Below are 16915 nucleotides of genomic sequence, written 5' to 3'. Positions count from 1 at the left end.
TGCTTAATACAGAATTTTCTTGATATCGTATGACCTAAAAAAAAGGCTGCCATTAGGCAGCCTTTTTGATGATAGCGCAAAACAGAGTGTGATCAGGTTATTATTTACCTTGATAAACGGGCTTACGTTTTTCCATAAAGGCGGTAATACCTTCTCTAAAATCATCCGTTTTAGCAAGCATGGTCTGTTGATCCACTTCCATATCGAGCGCTTCATTGAGACCCATATAAGCGTGCGTGTTAATCATATGCTTCATTGACGCCAATGCTTTTCCGGGCAGATTGCTCAGGCGCGTTGCCAATGCCAATACGCTAGCATCCAGCTCGTCGCTACTGACCACATCATTAACCAAGTTTAAGCGTGCCATATCTTCCGCTTTGAGTTTATCGCCAAGCATGACCATCTCAGTGGTTTTTGCCACACCGATCAATTGATTCAGTAAATAAATGCCACCAGCATCTGGTATTAGACCGATATTGACAAAGGCTTGCACAAATTTGGCATTGTCAGCGGCTATGCGAAAATCACAAGTCAGTGCCAAGTTCATGCCAGCACCTGCCACTGCGCCTTCTAATTTGGCGATAATAGGCTTATGAATATTACGCAGCTTTAAGCTAATCTCAGCGACTTCGCCAACCATAAAGTTTAGCTTATTCGACAGCGCCTCGCTTTCCATGCCGTTTTCTAACATCTCACCGATATGACCGCCACTTGAAAAGTTATTGCCTGCGCCTTGCAAGATGATGACTCTGACGTCTTTATCTTCATCTGCATTCGTCAGTGCATTCATCATGGCATCTTTGAGCACTGTGCTAAAGGCGTTCAGTGTCTTGGGATCGTTCATCGTGATGGTTGCGATATGGTTCTCTACTTGATATTCGACGAGAGGGTTTGACATAGTTGATATCCTTAATTGAGTTTTCTATAAAACGTTTTTGGTAACACTAGCTATTGGCAGTAAATGTGACAAATAATGCAATGCCAAATACTATAGCAGTTTGAGCTTATTATAAAAACAGGATCTGTGCGCGCTTAAGACATGATTCAGGTATGGTGTTTTTTGCTGCTATCATATTGCTAAAATTATTAAACCTACCATTCAAAAATAAGGCTACTATCTGTAGAAAGGTTGAATTATGCTAGGGTATGTCCTAAATTCAATCGAGCATTCTCTAAATGGGTTAAAAATGGCTAAATTTTGCCAAACTGCGTCAACTAGCTGATGAATATCTCGATATTATTTGTGCTGTTTTCCTTGTTTGGTGGCAATTTATCTCATTTTTTTCACCATTTTTAAAATGAAGAGACGCCCTAGAAGGCAGGTTTTAAAAGACTGATTTTTTATTTATTAAACCAACAAGGAAGTGGTTATGCCAATTATTAATGCCAATAATGTTGAACTTTATTATGAAGACAGCGCGCCAAATGATAAGCAAAAACCCATCATGGTATTTGCCCACGGTCTGCTGTGGAATACACACCTATTTGACAAGCAAGTTGAGTATTTTAAAGCTGGTTATCGCTGTATTACGTTTGATTTTCGAGGACAAGGTCAGTCTGAAATAACCAAGTCTGGCTATGATATGGAAACCTTAACCGAGGATACATTGGCATTATTAGAGGCGCTAGATATTCATAAATGCCATTTGTTAGGGTTATCAATGGGTGGGTTTGTCGCCCAGCGTGTCGCACTCAAACGCCCTGAGCTATTGCTGTCGCTTACCCTGTTAGAGACTTCTGCTGATCCTGAAGATCCCAAAAACGTGCCGCAGTATCGTAAGCTGGTCAAAGCCATTCGTTGGCTGGGTCTTAAACGCGTGAGTAACAAGGTCATGCCTATTATGTTTGGCAATACTTTTTTGACAGATAAGTTGCGTAAGTCTGATCGTAAGCAGTGGTTAACGATGCTACAAGGCAATCGCAAAGGTGGAGTCATTAAGGCAACGATGGGCGTCATTGAGCGGGCAGGCACCTACGATCAGCTAGGGAGTATTATGGTGCCGACATTAATCGTGGTCGGTGATGAGGACACAGCAATCCCTTATTCAAAGGCTGAACGTATGCATTTTGCGATAGCAGGGTCTAAATTGGCAGTAATCAAGGGCGCTGGTCATACCGCCACCGTAGAAGAGCCTGAGCAGGTCAATCGAGTGATTAACACCTTTTTAGCGGACTGTGTCTAGTTTTGAGTTGGTCTTGAAATAGCCTTAAATAAGGCATCGTTTTAATAATAATAGAGTAATGAAATCTTTGTGCTAAAAAAAGCCGTTATCTTGAATGTGATAACGGCTTTTTTATTGAGCGCATGTAAAAGAGTGCATTTAAAATATTAATTTGAAACATTGATTTGAAATTAGGGCACGTACTTATTTTTAGCCCATTTAGGCGCTTTCGTTCAGGTTCAGGACATGCCTTATTAACCTTAAGGTTTTTATTTATAACCGTGCCGTATAGTCATTATTGCCGTCATCAAGAGTGCCACATGCCTCGGCACGATTGACGATTTCTGTTGCCCACGCGCGATGGGTAGCAGGCTCTAGCATGGTATTATTATATTTAAACACCGCTTTCGCCTCGCTATGCAAGATTGCTTGCGCCTCATCTAAAATGCTCAATGGTACGCAATAGGCTTGTTGCACCAGCGCAATTTGGCTTGGATGAATGACTGTTTTGCCGACCAATCCTAAGCTAACATCGCGGGTCAGCTCTTGCATAAATAGCGTTGGCTGATCCAAATACTCAAAGACAGGCGCTGTTAAATAAAAGCCATGTGGCACAAAGCAGCCGAGCAGCTGATAGGCAAGGGTGCCGATAGGAGTATCATAAACGATGCTGTTTTTGGGACGTCGCAAACGCAATGCTGCAAATAAATCATTGCCACCGATACGCAAAGCAAATACAGGCTGGCTAAAGGCTTCTTTAAAACCAATGGCCAATTCCTGATTATGATGTGGATTAAATAGCGCTGCGGTTTCAAGCGTCGGCATTAATAGTTGCTCAGTACTCAGATTTTGACAGGCCATACGCCAATTGGATAGGCTATACATATCGACTTTTGGCATGACAAAGCCATCAATCAAATCGATATGGGCAAAACCTGAGAGCTGCTCTAACATCGCTGGATGACGCGGACGTATAAATACCAGCGGGCGTGTTGGTTGCTCAATCTGAATGTCGGCATGTTTTGATGGGTCATTGATGCTATCGACATGCGTCGCCCATGTATGCAGCAACGTTTGCAAGCGCTCAATTGCCAGCTCAACATCATTATGGCTAACCGCATCTTCTAGGCAGATGATAATACTATTAATCGTTGGTAATTTATCACGCTTAATGACTTGCCAAATATCTTGGCGAGTTGCTGGCATGTATAGGCTAGCCCCCAACTGATACGGGTGATGCGCATGTGGTTTGAGCATCGCATGACGCTCAGTAATAAGGTGAGCGTAAGACTGGGTATTTTGATAAAGAGTAGACTCGTTGTTTTGCATATCTGACATAATTGGCATCATCAATAGTGATAAGTGAATGGGTATAAAATCTAAGAGGTATCATCAAGTAATATGGCTTAGCAGCAATGACCGCAAACCCAAAAATACGTTTGGTAATGTCAAATTCGTTTAGCCGACAAGAGGGAGTACTTGTACTTTTTTCTTTCGCTGCTTTGAGTTTGAGACGGGTCTGGTTTATAAAAAACGCGAGTGTAGCAATGATTAATGGTCTTCGCTACGTTGCTTGATAAGCGTGATGGCTTGATAGGGATGTATTTTATCACCTAATACACTAACAATGATATTTCGCTGGGCACATAAATGTCTTAGCAGTATGGTATCAGGATGATCAGCGCTGGCTAATAATATGCGTTCAGGGTCACGGCGCAATATCGCCCGTGTTGCCTCTGCAATCGTTGGCTTAATGCGGTTACGATTGGCGATAGCGTAGTCTGCTGCCAGCTTGTCGATTAAAGCAGCTGTCTGATAGCGCGGCTGCTGAAACGTCGGAAAGCACTTCAAAGATGGGGCTAATGCACGGCGCGCTGCATCGATATGAGCGATGAAAGCTAAGCTATGGTCGACCTCAATTAAGTTATCATAAAACACGCTGCGGTGTAGCCCCAATGCTGGCTCGGTATATAAACTTCGCGAAATCAGTCCTGATACCGTACTATTTAATAATCCTGACGGAATTAGCCAGTCATCGATACTAGCTGCAAGCCAAGCAACGCCAGCTGGATCAGCCAGCGTTAATAAGGGAATAACACCTGCGCCTTGATGAAAGATATTGGCAAAGTTTGCATGGCTAGGATCGCTAAATTTTTCTAAACTATGAGCAAGCTCTTGATAAATCGCGCCTTTGCCTGTCCAACCGTCAACAAATACGATAGGACTGTCTGGATGAGCATTCAATATCATTTGTAACGCAACTGGATCAAGTCCGCGGTCGCGAATGATGCTGATACCATAATGCACGCTCGGCAAAGCAGAGCTGCTATTAACGTCTGCTAACGCACGCTGCAACAAAACGCCAACTGGCAAACCTGCGCGTACCAAACTGACTAAGACTAGCGGGCGCTCATTACTAACGGTATGTTCATTTCGAGATTTTTGAAAAATGTGATGTAGCGTATAAGCCAAATTAGTAATGTCAGTGGCAGTCCTCTCAGCTCCTTGCTCTAATGCTTGCGTGTATAGCTGCTCATGCATAGCAGTAGGCGCTTGCTCCAAGGTCAACATATCAGAATAATGACGTTGCCCACTTTGAATAAGTGCTTCTTTTTGACTGACTGGCACATCGGCGACCGCGTTTTTAGCGACTATATCGAGCAGTACGGTCACATCACTGGCAAGATAGCTGCCTGAGCCATATGCTTCTAATTTTTGAACATTAGGGTTCGTTATATGATGGGTCATAAAGTGGCTTCTACTTCTATAAACGGCGGCGATTATTGTTTTTATTTAGGAGAGATTAAGTGTTTAGAATGATTGAGAGCTAAGTCGTTCATGTAACTGACCATGATTGGGCATACCATACCAGTCAAGCAGCTGTAAAAATGGTAAATCAGCCAAACTGTCACCAAAGCCAAAGCTTGGTCGTTGACTGTCTAAATGATTAGCTAACAAGAACTGTACCGCATGGCGCTTATGAACTGCGTGCGGCAATATCGCTAGATTATTCGCATTCACGTGCACATAAAAATCCTGCTCAAAGTCTCGTATTAACGTTGGCAGTTTTGCAGCGAGATCTACTAATGCTTGATGGTCTTTTTGCGCATGTTTAATAGCCAGATAAATGGTTAATTCTCTATTATCAGCGCCATTGTTAAAGCTATCGATATGCGGTGTAAAGACCAGCTGGCTACTGTCATTTTTGCTGTGATTCGCGAATAGCTGGCTCAGCTGCTGCAATTTTTCCTGCAATGGCGCAAGCTTATTATACATATACTGTTGCCACTGGGCTTGTAACATACCGTCTTTGTCAAGAATAATCGCGCCATGAGTCAAAACTTGCCAGCTATCAAAAGGCAGTTTAACACGCTGGATTTCACTGCGGTCGCGTGCCGTCACTACGATTAGATCAGTGCTAGCAAGTAGCCAGTTAAAAAATGTGGCTTGGCGCTGACTCATAAAACTTAATGGCTCGCCTTGTTTGTTAACGGTTGCGCAAATCAAGTTTTCAGCTTCAGTGGTGGGTAAGTCCCATGCGTCAATTTTACGCTGAGTTTGAAATAGCGTATCGTCCAAATCCATCAGCGCGTAAGGCTTAACGATATCAGGATTGGCTTGAAAGAATGGGCTGGTCATAAAGGTGTCCGTAAGGGTTGAATGTGAAAAGCAGAGCGGGATTTAGAGGATAGTTGTAAGAGGACAGTTCTTATAAAATAATTTACAGCGTCGGACTCACCACCAATACATTCTCTAAACCTTTCCACATAGTATCAACGCTATCAGCGGGCGTTTCCACACACAAGACAATCAAATCCCAATCGTTAGGTGTAACGTTATAAGCAAAGTTGGTCATCCCAAGCCCATAATTATCATTAAAACTTAGCATCGAGGTAATTGCGCCACCAAGCGCAATCGGTGAGCGGGTTAACGCACTAAAATTAACCGTATGCTTACTATTCTCTACATGCGTATGTTGTGCAAGCCATTCCGCCAATAAAAACGGTAACCAGACAAACTCATTACTGCCCAATACTAAGATACGCTGTGGCAACTGGTCTTTATCAAACGGCTCTTTCTCAGGTTGAGCTTGCTTGTTAAAAACGTTAAAGGCAGTTTGAAACCTCAAAAGATAATGATCAAACCCATCGGTGCTATCTAGGGTTGGGAAACGTCCCCAATTACCAGTATTACCTAGAGACTGACTGCCTGCTTCAGTTGTATCAACCGATGGCATCGTGATCGGTTCGGGATTGGGCGCATCCGTCCAAGTCCATGCACCAGACAGTAGATGATGACGTTGAAAGTAGATATTGGGCAGGCGTTTTGCGATTTGGTCAGATACAGCCTCATTTACATCGGCTGCATTCTGATTCTGGTTTAAAGACCAATCAACCAAAGTGGTAAGATGTACTTGCTCTAACTGGTCAAGTCCTGCGTTACGAAGGGCTGTGACGACATTGACGCAAGTATTGCCCGTCGATGCTTCATCATCCACCATAATCAAGGTTTTGCTCGCTAGTAACTGCGCTTGGGTCACTGTATCTGCACTTTGATAAATGAGATGCTGGCTGGCATGACTGTGGTCTTCGCTGAAAGTGGTTAATAAAGAGTCGCTGCTACTGTCATGACTGTCATGACTGTCATCATGTTGCGCATGACGCGTAGAGTTCAATAGTAAGGAATTGGGATAACGCGTTTGCAGCGCTTGGTGCACACCAGCCGATAAGCCAACCGCCGTCTCTGCCATACCAATGACTAAAATCGGCTCAGGCAAATCGCTAGGAACCAAATTCGCCAAGTCAGTAAAAGCATGACGCATGATGCTAGGAGCTACTGGAATATGACGACCTAATACTTTTGAGACAAACAGAAAGGCACGTTTTGGGTTAATGCGTTGTGCAAAGCCAAGTAAGTCTTCTAATTGATAATCGTTACTTGGTTCTGCCCCATTTTTCGTAGTGGCTGAATTGGTTTGATAGGTTAAATCAAGATTGCCGCGTGGTAGGGTAATGGTCGTGCTGTGTTGCTTATTTAACATTTATTTTCCTTTGATCTTTCAGTTTTCTATATCGTTGTAATGATTGCTTAACCCTGACAACCTACTAACCACAAAGCACCACGGCTTTTTTTACTTAATTGCGGCGTAGTCAGCGGCGCAGCTGTCGTGCGTAACATGCCAGATGAGTCAGATAAATTATCTAAACTAATTCCAGCGCTCGCGAGTAGGGCGGATAATAACTGAAATTTCACCGCATAGTTCATATTTTGTGCATGTTCATGGACGAGGCTGGACGTTACCATGCCGATAACTTCACCAGTCGGCAGTAATAAAGGGCTGCCGCTAGAGCCTGGCTGAATAGGCGCAGTAAATTGCAGATAGCGAATATCATCGCCAAACCCTGTCAGTCCTGAGATGCAGCCTTGCGTTACTTGTAATTGGCTACTCAATCCTGATAACGGAAATCCTAAGGTGGTGATGGTTTCACCCAAATTATCAGTACAACGCTGTGCTAAGGGTAAATAACTTGGCAGCGGCTCGATTACTCTAATAATGGCTGAATCACTACCGATATCGCTGAGTACCACTTGCGCTTCACGATCGGGCTGCCCTTGCTGACGCACACCAATCATCGCCGCCGATTCAATGACATGATAACAAGTCAGTAAATGATAGGGATCGATAGCAAACGCTGTCCCTGTCCAAGTTTCACCAGACTGAACTTGTCTGGGCGGACGTGCGTCACTGTTAGGATAACCTTGCTGCTGTGCGCGCTGGGCATCTTGGATAAGGGCATGCGTATCTGGCGGACGCATATCAAGGCTCACTTGTACATGATGCTCAAGACTTGCCAGTCCTTGGGTGGAGCTTTCACCAAGGGCACGGCATTTAAATTTTCCATTGCGTCGGTATATCTCTAATATGATCGCCGCCTTGACATGGCGCTCGCTTGCGGTAAATTCATAACGAATATCGCCCTCATTGAGGGTTAAGTTTACCTGGCTCAATTCAACGGCAGGTAAGTTTAGGCTTGGCTCATGATAAACATAAGCAATCAGTTGTAAAAAACTTGCACCTTGTTTATCAAATAATGCAGGCAAATCCAATTGCCATGCATTTGGATCATCTTTGCTATTGAGCTGCGCCCATTCCTTCGGTTCATGAAGATAAGCAGGACTACAAGCGGCTTTTCGATGCTCATCCAAAGGCAGCCATAGTAGCCCAAGCTGCTCGCCAAACTTTGACTGATCTGTCGTTGCAAAGGCGACCGAACAATTCGCTGTCGCGATGACCGTATTTGCCCCTAACACTAACGTGGTTTGTGCTGTCATCGTTTGCCTCTTATTGAATATATTCGGTTGCCATGGATTTATTATTGTCGATTCATTGCCGTCAGCTTTTTATATTATTATTTTGACTTATTTAGTGATGTCTTCTTCAACCTTTACACCGACCATAATAGAGCGTACTTGGCAGGGGGTTATTTGTTGCGCGATATCAGCCAATATCGGTTTATCGGTTAAGCCTAGCCAATAAGCAAATCCAACTTGGGTTAAATCCACACCGCTATGGGTGGTGTAGTCGATGCCACCAGAAGGGCGGCTATTAATCTCAAGCACACGGTGCTGACCGTCATCATCAGCTTTGGTTTGGACACTGACGATGCCATCGCAGCCAAAGGCTTTTATGAGTGGAATGACGACATCCATGACCGCTTGCTCGTAGCCGATATGCTGGATTTTTCCTGTTTTATAGCGGGTGACAGCAGCCAATACTTCGCCATATTCACAGACGACATCGATAGAGTACTCTTGCCCTGACAAATAAGGCATTAGCAGCATGGGAATTGGGCGTTCCTGCACCATGACACTGTTTGCATAGGCATTAATAAATTGCGTGGTATTGATTTTTTTCTCTTCGGTAAAGTATAAATGCTCAAAGCTATCATATTGCTCATCTACTTCTTTGCCCATTTCTTTAACTTTGCCTAATCGCCAAAACCCTTGTGCAAAGATTCCCGTGACCGGTTTGACGCATAATGGTTGGTGACCGTACGTAGCAAGTAATGCTTCAAGCTCTGCGACATTATCAAAGCGCCACGCCTCGGCAACGGGAATATTATGCTCATGACACTGCTGCATAAAGGCAAACTTATCATCTATTACTTCTAACGCTGCCACACTCGTTGCACCCGTCAATAAACGAATACCAGCCGCGTCAAACGCCTCACGGTGGGCTTGGTAATCAATACCATTGCGCCCAGTGAGCAGTACTTTTACGTTGCTTTTCTGAGCTTGCTCTAACACAAACTGCCAACGCGGCATCAATGGCTCAATAGATTCGAGTACGACTTGCTCATCGTTCTCTATGGCGCTCGCAGAAGGCTCACGGTAAACGCTATCGGCAAATTCAAAAATCTCAGGTCTATTGTGGCGGTGTGAAGCGATAATGTTGAACGGAGTATCAGCGTGATTTTTTAGGGTTTGCAGGCTGGCTAACATATCACGCTGGCTTGACTGACCTTCAGCTAACCAAACGGCAGGTGATGCGGCAGTTGATGTTGTATGATCGTTATCGTTAGCAGGGGTTTTCATAATTCTCTCAGCATTATCGTAGGTTTTAGATATAATTGAATAATTCACTATCGTCATCGCAACACCATCAGGAATATAAGCAAGCCTCAAACAGCAATCAAAAAAACAAGCCGTAATATTGCTAATAGTAGGGGCTATTATATACAAATGCTAAGCGTTATAAATGCTGCTGACAAAATAGCATGGAGGATTTGTAAAAATATTTTTTAGGGTCATTGGCACGTTATTGAACGGTCGTACGCTTTAAAAGTCAGCGGCCATCCATGCTACTATATGACAATTATTAGCATAACAAACACACGCACATAATAAATAATTCAAAGGATGTATGATGAGCCAAATCCAACCTCAACAACTGATTGCTGGTGCCAATGCGCCACTGCCAACAGATCATATTAGCATTCGTATTTTAAGCCAAAGTGCAGTCGATTGCGCGGCATATCGCCTGACAACTGACGGTAAAGTACGCGGCGATGGCGACATGATATTTTATGGGCAGACACGTAGCGATGATGGCAGTGTGAGTTTCCGTGGTCATGATAGCGATGGGTTTTTTGATATCAATTTACCTGCGCAGCCTGCAAATATTGAGAAGATAGCGTTAGCGTTTTCTAGTGCGCAGCCGCTTGCTCAAGTTGGCGATGTCGATATTCAGGTATTGCAAGGCAGCCAAGTGCTGATGACTTGCCAACTAAGTGCAGCCGGACGTAATGAAAAAGCCATTATTTTAGCGGAATGTTATCGCCGCCAAGGTAGCTGGAAGTTCCGTTTTATTGCCCAAGGTTTCGAAGGAGGGCTGAAGCCTTTGTCTGAGCATTTTGGTGTAGAGATTGCTGATGAAGCGCCCGCTCAAAGCCCTGTACAAGACCAGTCACAAGGTCAAGCTCAGCCCATCAATACGCAGCGCCCAATTAATACGCAGAAAGCAGGTAGTGCACCTCAAACAAGCACGCCGCCGCCAATTCCTACAGCTTCTCCAAATCCGTCAATTAACCTAAGCAAAATCACTTTAACCAAAAATCAGTCTAGCATCAACCTAAAGAAACGTGATGACTTTGGTAAAATCTCTGTTAACTTAAACTGGAACCAAAATCCGACTGCCAATCAGCAAGCACCCAAAAAAGGCTTGTTAGGCGATCTTTTCAAACAACATAAAGCGGGCGGTATTGACCTTGATGTTGGGGCGATGATTCATCTAAAAAATGGTGAAAAAACCTTGATTCAAGCCTTGGGTAATCGCTTTGGTAGCTTAACATCAGCGCCTTACGTGTGTTTGCGTGCTGATGATAGAACGGGACAAGTCAGCGGCGGTGAGTGGCTAGATATTAACGGTCAGCAGTGGTCGCAGATAGAAGAGGTGTTTATCTTTGCTTTCATCTATGAAGGTGCACCAAATTGGGCGCAAACCGATGGAGTGGTGACCATTCATGTGCCCGATCAGCCACCGATTGAGACACGTCTTACAGAAGGGACAGGTAATTTGCCAATGTGTGCGATTGCGCGTCTGGTCAATCAGCAAGGTAGTATCAACGTTGAACGTATTAACCAGTATTTTAAAGGACATCAAGAGATGGATAAAGCCTTTAACTGGGGCTTTAGCTGGAAACGTGGTAGTAAGTAATAGCTTCGATAATATCCTGTAATGCAAAAAAGCCAGCCCATCTAATGATAGATGGGCTGGCTTTCTAAGAGTCATTAATTATTAGTTGTATTACTTGCTCTTTTTATTTTTTAGAAGTGTGTTTATTTTCATACCTATCTAATTGACTTTGTAACTGTGTTAGCTTTTTATTAATCATTTCACGATTTTTTGCTGACTTCATCCAATTGGGTAGTCTTGAAGGCATGCTGGCATTACCAGCATCGGCTGTTCTTTCTCTTAATGTTGCATTGATATAACTATGTAATTCAGTTAAATGGTTCTGATTAAATGCCCAAATTTTGCCAAATCGGCAGGGTACTTGTAAGAAAAGAGGAAGCCAAAATCAGCGTCAATAGCTAACCTTGCATCATAACGTTGGTATTTATTCGCTCTTTCTACGGGTACTGTATTGGTTTTACCACAATTTGAGCAGTCAATAGCAATAGTAGAGGGTAAAGCTTGTTTATAGGAGGATATTATTTCTTCATTAGCAGTCAATTGTGTACCACAAAAGCTACACGGGCAATCTCCTATTAAATTACATTGACCTACCCAGTCGGCTTGATCTTCATTTTTTACTAATGATAATTGGCAGTGTTTACAGACAAATTTAGCACACCAAACTTTGCGTTCACTTTCTATTCTGTATTGATGTTCATTTTCAACTTTACCTACAGTGCCACATTCGATACAGCATACTATACTTTGCTCGGCATAATAAGTTAGCCTGTAACCGTTATCAATGTGTCTTGCTTGCATATCTCTTTCACACTCTGAGCTTATTTTATTCATATTATAATAATCAAAAAAACAGCTCAACGAAAGTCGTTAAGCTGTTTGTATTGAAAATAATGAAATTTAAAAATAGATCAAAGATTACGCATGCGGCGTAATAGCAGGCATCAAATCATGAAAGGTGCGACCAGAAGCCGTTTCACCAATCGCATGCATTTTCCACTCATTATTATGACGATATACTTTTGCCATAATCATCGCGGTATGACCACCTTGCGCTGATAAATTGTAGCGCGCGACTTCCTGATTGTTATTGGCATTGACGATACGACAAAATGCATTTTCTACCGTTTCAAACGTTTGACCAGTGAAACTATTGACCGTAAATACTAGAGAGACGACATTGGCAGGGATTTTTGAAAGATCGACATTGATAACTTCGTCGTCACCATCGCCGTCGCCAGTGCGGTTATCACCAGTATGGACGATACTGCCATCTTTTGATTTCAGCTGACTGAACCAAATCGCATCGATGGCTTGTTTATTGGTATCAAACATGATGCACGAGGCATCTAAGTCAATCGAGTCGCCGCCGCTACCGCCACCAAATAATTTACCCAAGAACCCACCTTTTTTCTCTTGTGGTCCTTGCGCCACGTCCCAGCCTAGACCCAGTTTTACTTGGGTAAGCTCGCCGCCCGCTTCTTTGCTTAGGGAGATTTTCTGACCTTTTTGTAAGCTAACTGCCATTTGATTATCCTTATAATAGTTATTTGAAAATTATAGTTGGGTAAAAATCATAGTTGTTTTAAAAGCGCTATAAAATATTGCCAAGTAAGCCGCTATTGCCGCCTCGACCGCCGGAGCTAGTCCCTAAGACGCTTTGTAGCCAGCCTTGGTAACTATCACGATTACGAGAGCAGATAATGACTTTGCCTGAGCCTGAGAAGTTTAAAACCATACCTTCGCCACTGGTGACCGAATTGATAATATTGCCCATGAAGCCTTTTTTCTTACTGGTGGCGACTGAGAGTTTGTATTCCAAACGCGAGTCCCAACAGACCACATGACCGTTATCAATGATGACGTCTTTACCAGGTTCAACATCAATCTCAAATAGTGAGCCGAAACCTGATACCACTACCTGACCTTGACCTTGCGTCTGCATCACCATAAAGCCACCAGTATCACCGAAGACGGCGCCACCTAGATTACGTTGAATCTTAGCCTTCACATCGACACCCGTTTGCGCCGCGACAAATGCGCCGTCACTGAGCGTATATTGCTGTGCACCGCAATCAATGATTTGCATATCACCGTCGAGCGTTGGCGCAAGTAAACAATCGCCTTCACCATTGACTGCTTCGATTTGCTGTTGAAATAGTGACTCGTCGTTGGCAAAACGGCGCATAAGTGATTGCATCAGACCGCCTTGCAGCTTGCCTTTTAGCTCAAGGTTTGATTCCATCATCACCATTGCATTGGCTTCACAATAGATGGAGTCGCCTTTTTTGAGGTTACAATGAAGAAATGGTTCAATGGTACCGATCAAGCTAAACGTGGCGGTCATAGGGTGCGAATCCTTATATCAGTATTCTATATGTTTATAAGTCATATCTGTAAGTCGGCTTAACCATAGATTTTCGCTAGCCTATTACTTTTAAAGCCATCAAATGCGATAGTAGGGCACACTTGATGGCTTTTCGGGCTTATATTATTAGCGTTAGGTGTTAGTTAGCTCTTAAACATTAACGCCATAAGAAGCCGCTAATGGTCCAAGACCACCGCTGAAGCCTTGACCAACGGCACGGAATTTCCAGTCGCCACTATGGCGATACAATTCACCAAAAATCATCGCGGTTTCGGTGCTACCGTCTTCTGATAAGTCATAACGTGCGATTTCAGCATCGCCATTGTCGTTAACGACACGGATATAAGCATCGCCCACTTGACCAAAGTTTTGATTGCGGCTTTGACCTTCATAAATAATCGCACAGATAGCGACTTTGCTCACGTCAGCTGGAATGCTAGCAAGATTGATTTTGATTTTTTCATCATCGCCGTCGCCTTCACCAGTACGGTTATCGCCTGTGTGCTCAACCGCGCCATTGTCTGACTTTAAGTTGTTAAAAAAGATGAAATCTTGGTCATTACGTACTTTGCCTGCTTCATTGACCAAAAAGCCAATTGCATCTAAGTCAAACTCTTGACCGTCAGTAGCACGTGGATCCCAGCCAAGACCGACTGTAATATTGGTTAAACCCGGCGCTTCTTTTGATAAGTTTACGTTGCCGCCTTTTGTTAAGCTAATAGCCATATAAATATCCTTTTGATTAATAATTGAGTGGATTGAATGATAAAAAAAATAAACTAAAATAGTGCAGTGGTCGATATATAAATGCAAACAATGAATAAATTTACTCGTATGCCACGCCCTGCATATCATTACGATTTACTATACTAAGCGATTGCTTACTAAGCAAGGCGTATTTTGTGTGATTACGATATGATTACTAAGGGACATATCAATGCTGCAAGTCTGATACTTTTTAACCGTCCGAGCAACAGTCGTTAAGGTGTTGTTATCAAAAAGTAAATTAGATCGTCAGGCAGTGCAACATAAAAAAGCACTTATTCAACGAGTGTCAAATAAGTGCTTTAGAGCAAAAACGGGTCATACCAACTGCTTTGGTACAACCCGTCTATTTTTAAACTAACTTTATCTATCCACTTTATACTGTTTGATATTAAAAATTTTTGCTTGGTTTTTTAACATCGAACGAGCATCAAGTAATTGATTTGGCTTCTCGCTTACGATAATTGAGTGAAGCGACAAACGCCCAACCAATAAAGGTAATACCAATCAGACCAGTGATAAGCTCTGGTACATGGAATTTCACTGATAGCAGCATGATGATAGCTAAAGCACCGATAGCATAATGCGCGCCATGCTCAAGATAGACATATTCATCAAGGGTGCCTTTGTCGACCAAGAAGATAGTCATCGAACGTACAAACATCGCACCAATAGCCAGACCTAGCATAATAACGATTACGTCATTAGTAATCGCAAATGCGCCAATCACGCCATCGAAACTGAATGAGGCATCAAGGACTTCTAGATATAAGAAACCGATGATACCACCTTTCATAATCGCGCTAGTTGCAGCACCAGTACTATTACCTTGAGCATCTAGTTCTTCTTCAAGATCACCCTCTAACATACCAGAAACCACTTGTACGCCAAGGTAAACTAAGATGCCCCATACGCCAGCGATTAGGACCGCAGCTGATTGCTCAGGCTTGGCAAATGATACGGCAATCATCAAGACGATAAGCGCAACGAAGACGCTCATGGCATCGACTTTACCTAATTTTGCCAGACGGCTCTCAAGCCAATCGAACCAGTGTACTTCTTTTTCATCAAAGATGAAGTTTAAGAAGACGAGCAATAAGAAAATACCACCAAATGCTGAGATTTCGGCATGATGCGCCAATAGTCTGGCTGAGTATTCTTTAGGATCGTTCAATGCCAAATCGATTACTTGCATCATACCAAGGTCAGCAGTAACAGCGACGATAACAATAGGGAATACCAAACGCATACCAAAGACGGCGATTAAAATACCTACCGTTAAAAATATCTTTTTCCAAAACTCGTCCCAGCCCTTAAGGACTGAGGCGTTGACCACCGCATTATCAAACGATAATGAAATCTCCATGACGGCCAAAATAGCGGTAATAGATAGGGTGGTTATCATACCGCCCATACCGCCATGTGAATATCCCCACCATGCCGCGACCGCTAGGGCGATGGCGGTGAAAATAAAGTCTAAATAAAAATGTCTCATGACACATCCTGTCTGGTTGCATAAAGCTAAGGTCGGCCTACTATAGGCACAAACCACAAAAAAAGCGGTTATCGCTAACCACTTTTTTTGCATAATTCTAAACGAAACATAAAGCATTACTAGTCATTTAGCTATGAATGATTGTGACTATTTTGCAACCATATTTTACAGCCATTATCATTGCTAATGGTGAGTACAAATAGAGGGCTAATACTTGCTTTATATTTTGAGTTTAATGGTCATATAGTAGTCTAAGCATGAATAAATTATCAAATTAGATAACAACGCCATACTGTTGACACATGGCTTGCAAGCCGCCTGAATAGCCTTGACCAACGGCACGGAATTTCCACTCACCGTTGTGACGATAGACTTCGCCAAATACCATTGCTGTTTCAACAGAGTAATCTTCTGCCAAATCAAAACGTACCACTTCCGTGCCTGTCTCTTCATTCACGACACGAATAAAGGCATTGGCAACTTGACCAAAGTTTTGACTACGAGCCGCCGCATCATGAATAGTAACAGTGACGACAATTTTATCCACATCAGCAGGTACTTGAGTCAGGTTTACTTTGACGACTTCATCATCGCCATCACCTTCGCCAGTGCGGTTATCACCAGTATGCTCAACCGCGCCATTATCAGACTTAAGCTGATTATAAAAGATGAAATCATGGTCGCCACGTACTTTACCCGCCGTGCTGAGCAAAAATACACTGGCATCCAAATCAAATTCAGCGCCAGAGGTTGCGCGTTCATCCCAACCAAGACCGATAAGCAGTTTGGTCAAATTTGGGTCAGTTTTGGTAAGCGATAAGTTACCGCCTTTATTAAGTGATAAAGCCATGGTGTTATCCTTGTTATTAGAGTGATTGAGGGTTTGATAGTTAAGTTATATAAATAAAAACAATCGCAATAGTGGGATT

General features: G+C 43.1%; 15 protein-coding genes. 2 read left to right on the top strand and 13 right to left on the bottom strand.

Annotation, left to right across the window (positions count from 1 at the left end; translation table 11 throughout):
• Nucleotides 1-100: 100 nt before the first annotated feature.
• The gene (locus INT03_RS03270) at nucleotides 101-898 is read right to left on the bottom strand and encodes an enoyl-CoA hydratase/isomerase family protein (protein ID WP_109589160.1); all 798 of its coding nucleotides are present in this window, start codon (nucleotides 896-898) and stop codon (nucleotides 101-103) included.
• Nucleotides 899-1370: 472 nt separating this feature from the next.
• Here INT03_RS03270 and INT03_RS03265 point away from each other — a divergent pair, with 472 nt between their 5' ends.
• On the top strand, nucleotides 1371-2183 hold the full coding sequence (locus tag INT03_RS03265) for an alpha/beta fold hydrolase (RefSeq protein ID WP_193007566.1): 813 nt from the start codon (nucleotides 1371-1373) through the stop codon (nucleotides 2181-2183).
• Between the two features lie 252 nt (nucleotides 2184-2435).
• On the opposite strand, the gene INT03_RS03260 is transcribed toward INT03_RS03265, so the two are convergent.
• The 6 genes from INT03_RS03260 to INT03_RS03235 all read right to left on the bottom strand — a co-directional run bounded on the left by INT03_RS03260 (nucleotide 2436) and on the right by INT03_RS03235 (nucleotide 9758).
• Nucleotides 2436-3500: an HpcH/HpaI aldolase/citrate lyase family protein gene (locus INT03_RS03260; RefSeq protein ID WP_193007565.1), complete on the bottom strand. Its 1065-nt coding sequence runs from the start codon at nucleotides 3498-3500 to the stop codon at nucleotides 2436-2438.
• 213 nt (nucleotides 3501-3713) lie between these two features.
• Complete coding sequence (locus tag INT03_RS03255; protein ID WP_193007564.1) at nucleotides 3714-4910, bottom strand: cysteine protease StiP domain-containing protein; 1197 nt, start codon at nucleotides 4908-4910, stop codon at nucleotides 3714-3716.
• 63 nt (nucleotides 4911-4973) lie between these two features.
• Entirely contained in the window at nucleotides 4974-5801 is an 828-nt protein-coding gene (locus INT03_RS03250) for an HAD hydrolase family protein (RefSeq protein ID WP_193007563.1), read from the bottom strand.
• An 82-nt stretch (nucleotides 5802-5883) separates the two neighbouring features.
• The gene (locus INT03_RS03245) at nucleotides 5884-7203 is read right to left on the bottom strand and encodes a phosphoribosyltransferase domain-containing protein (protein ID WP_193007562.1); all 1320 of its coding nucleotides are present in this window, start codon (nucleotides 7201-7203) and stop codon (nucleotides 5884-5886) included.
• A 47-nt stretch (nucleotides 7204-7250) separates the two neighbouring features.
• Nucleotides 7251-8495, bottom strand: coding sequence for a trypsin-like peptidase domain-containing protein (locus INT03_RS03240; RefSeq protein ID WP_193007561.1), 1245 nt, complete (start codon nucleotides 8493-8495; stop codon nucleotides 7251-7253).
• 87 nt (nucleotides 8496-8582) lie between these two features.
• Nucleotides 8583-9758 (bottom strand): ATP-grasp domain-containing protein, encoded by a 1176-nt coding sequence (locus INT03_RS03235; protein ID WP_193007560.1) that lies wholly within the window; start codon nucleotides 9756-9758, stop codon nucleotides 8583-8585.
• Nucleotides 9759-10089: 331 nt separating this feature from the next.
• Here INT03_RS03235 and INT03_RS03230 point away from each other — a divergent pair, with 331 nt between their 5' ends.
• Nucleotides 10090-11379 (top strand): TerD family protein, encoded by a 1290-nt coding sequence (locus INT03_RS03230; RefSeq protein ID WP_193007559.1) that lies wholly within the window; start codon nucleotides 10090-10092, stop codon nucleotides 11377-11379.
• Between the two features lie 291 nt (nucleotides 11380-11670).
• Here INT03_RS03230 and INT03_RS03225 read toward each other — a convergent pair whose 3' ends face one another.
• The 6 genes from INT03_RS03225 to INT03_RS03200 form a co-directional block, all read right to left on the bottom strand.
• Nucleotides 11671-12159 (bottom strand): hypothetical protein, encoded by a 489-nt coding sequence (locus tag INT03_RS03225; protein WP_193007558.1) that lies wholly within the window; start codon nucleotides 12157-12159, stop codon nucleotides 11671-11673.
• A 117-nt stretch (nucleotides 12160-12276) separates the two neighbouring features.
• The gene (locus tag INT03_RS03220; RefSeq protein ID WP_193007557.1) at nucleotides 12277-12885 is read right to left on the bottom strand and encodes a TerD family protein; all 609 of its coding nucleotides are present in this window, start codon (nucleotides 12883-12885) and stop codon (nucleotides 12277-12279) included.
• A 67-nt stretch (nucleotides 12886-12952) separates the two neighbouring features.
• Nucleotides 12953-13705, bottom strand: a complete 753-nt coding sequence (locus INT03_RS03215) for a TIGR00266 family protein (RefSeq protein WP_055123871.1) — start codon at nucleotides 13703-13705, stop codon at nucleotides 12953-12955.
• A gap of 171 nt (nucleotides 13706-13876) precedes the next feature.
• Nucleotides 13877-14452 (bottom strand): TerD family protein, encoded by a 576-nt coding sequence (locus tag INT03_RS03210; protein ID WP_045445372.1) that lies wholly within the window; start codon nucleotides 14450-14452, stop codon nucleotides 13877-13879.
• A 469-nt stretch (nucleotides 14453-14921) separates the two neighbouring features.
• Complete coding sequence (locus tag INT03_RS03205) at nucleotides 14922-15986, bottom strand: DUF475 domain-containing protein (protein ID WP_045445375.1); 1065 nt, start codon at nucleotides 15984-15986, stop codon at nucleotides 14922-14924.
• A 274-nt stretch (nucleotides 15987-16260) separates the two neighbouring features.
• Entirely contained in the window at nucleotides 16261-16836 is a 576-nt protein-coding gene (locus tag INT03_RS03200; protein ID WP_193007556.1) for a TerD family protein, read from the bottom strand.
• Between the last annotated feature and the right edge of the window lie 79 nt (nucleotides 16837-16915).

It is taken from the genome of Psychrobacter sp. PG1 (assembly GCF_014897815.1).
GTDB lineage: Bacteria > Pseudomonadota > Gammaproteobacteria > Pseudomonadales > Moraxellaceae > Psychrobacter.
The sequence above is the reverse complement of the archived record's forward strand: the minus strand, read 5'-3'. Positions and strand labels throughout refer to the sequence as shown.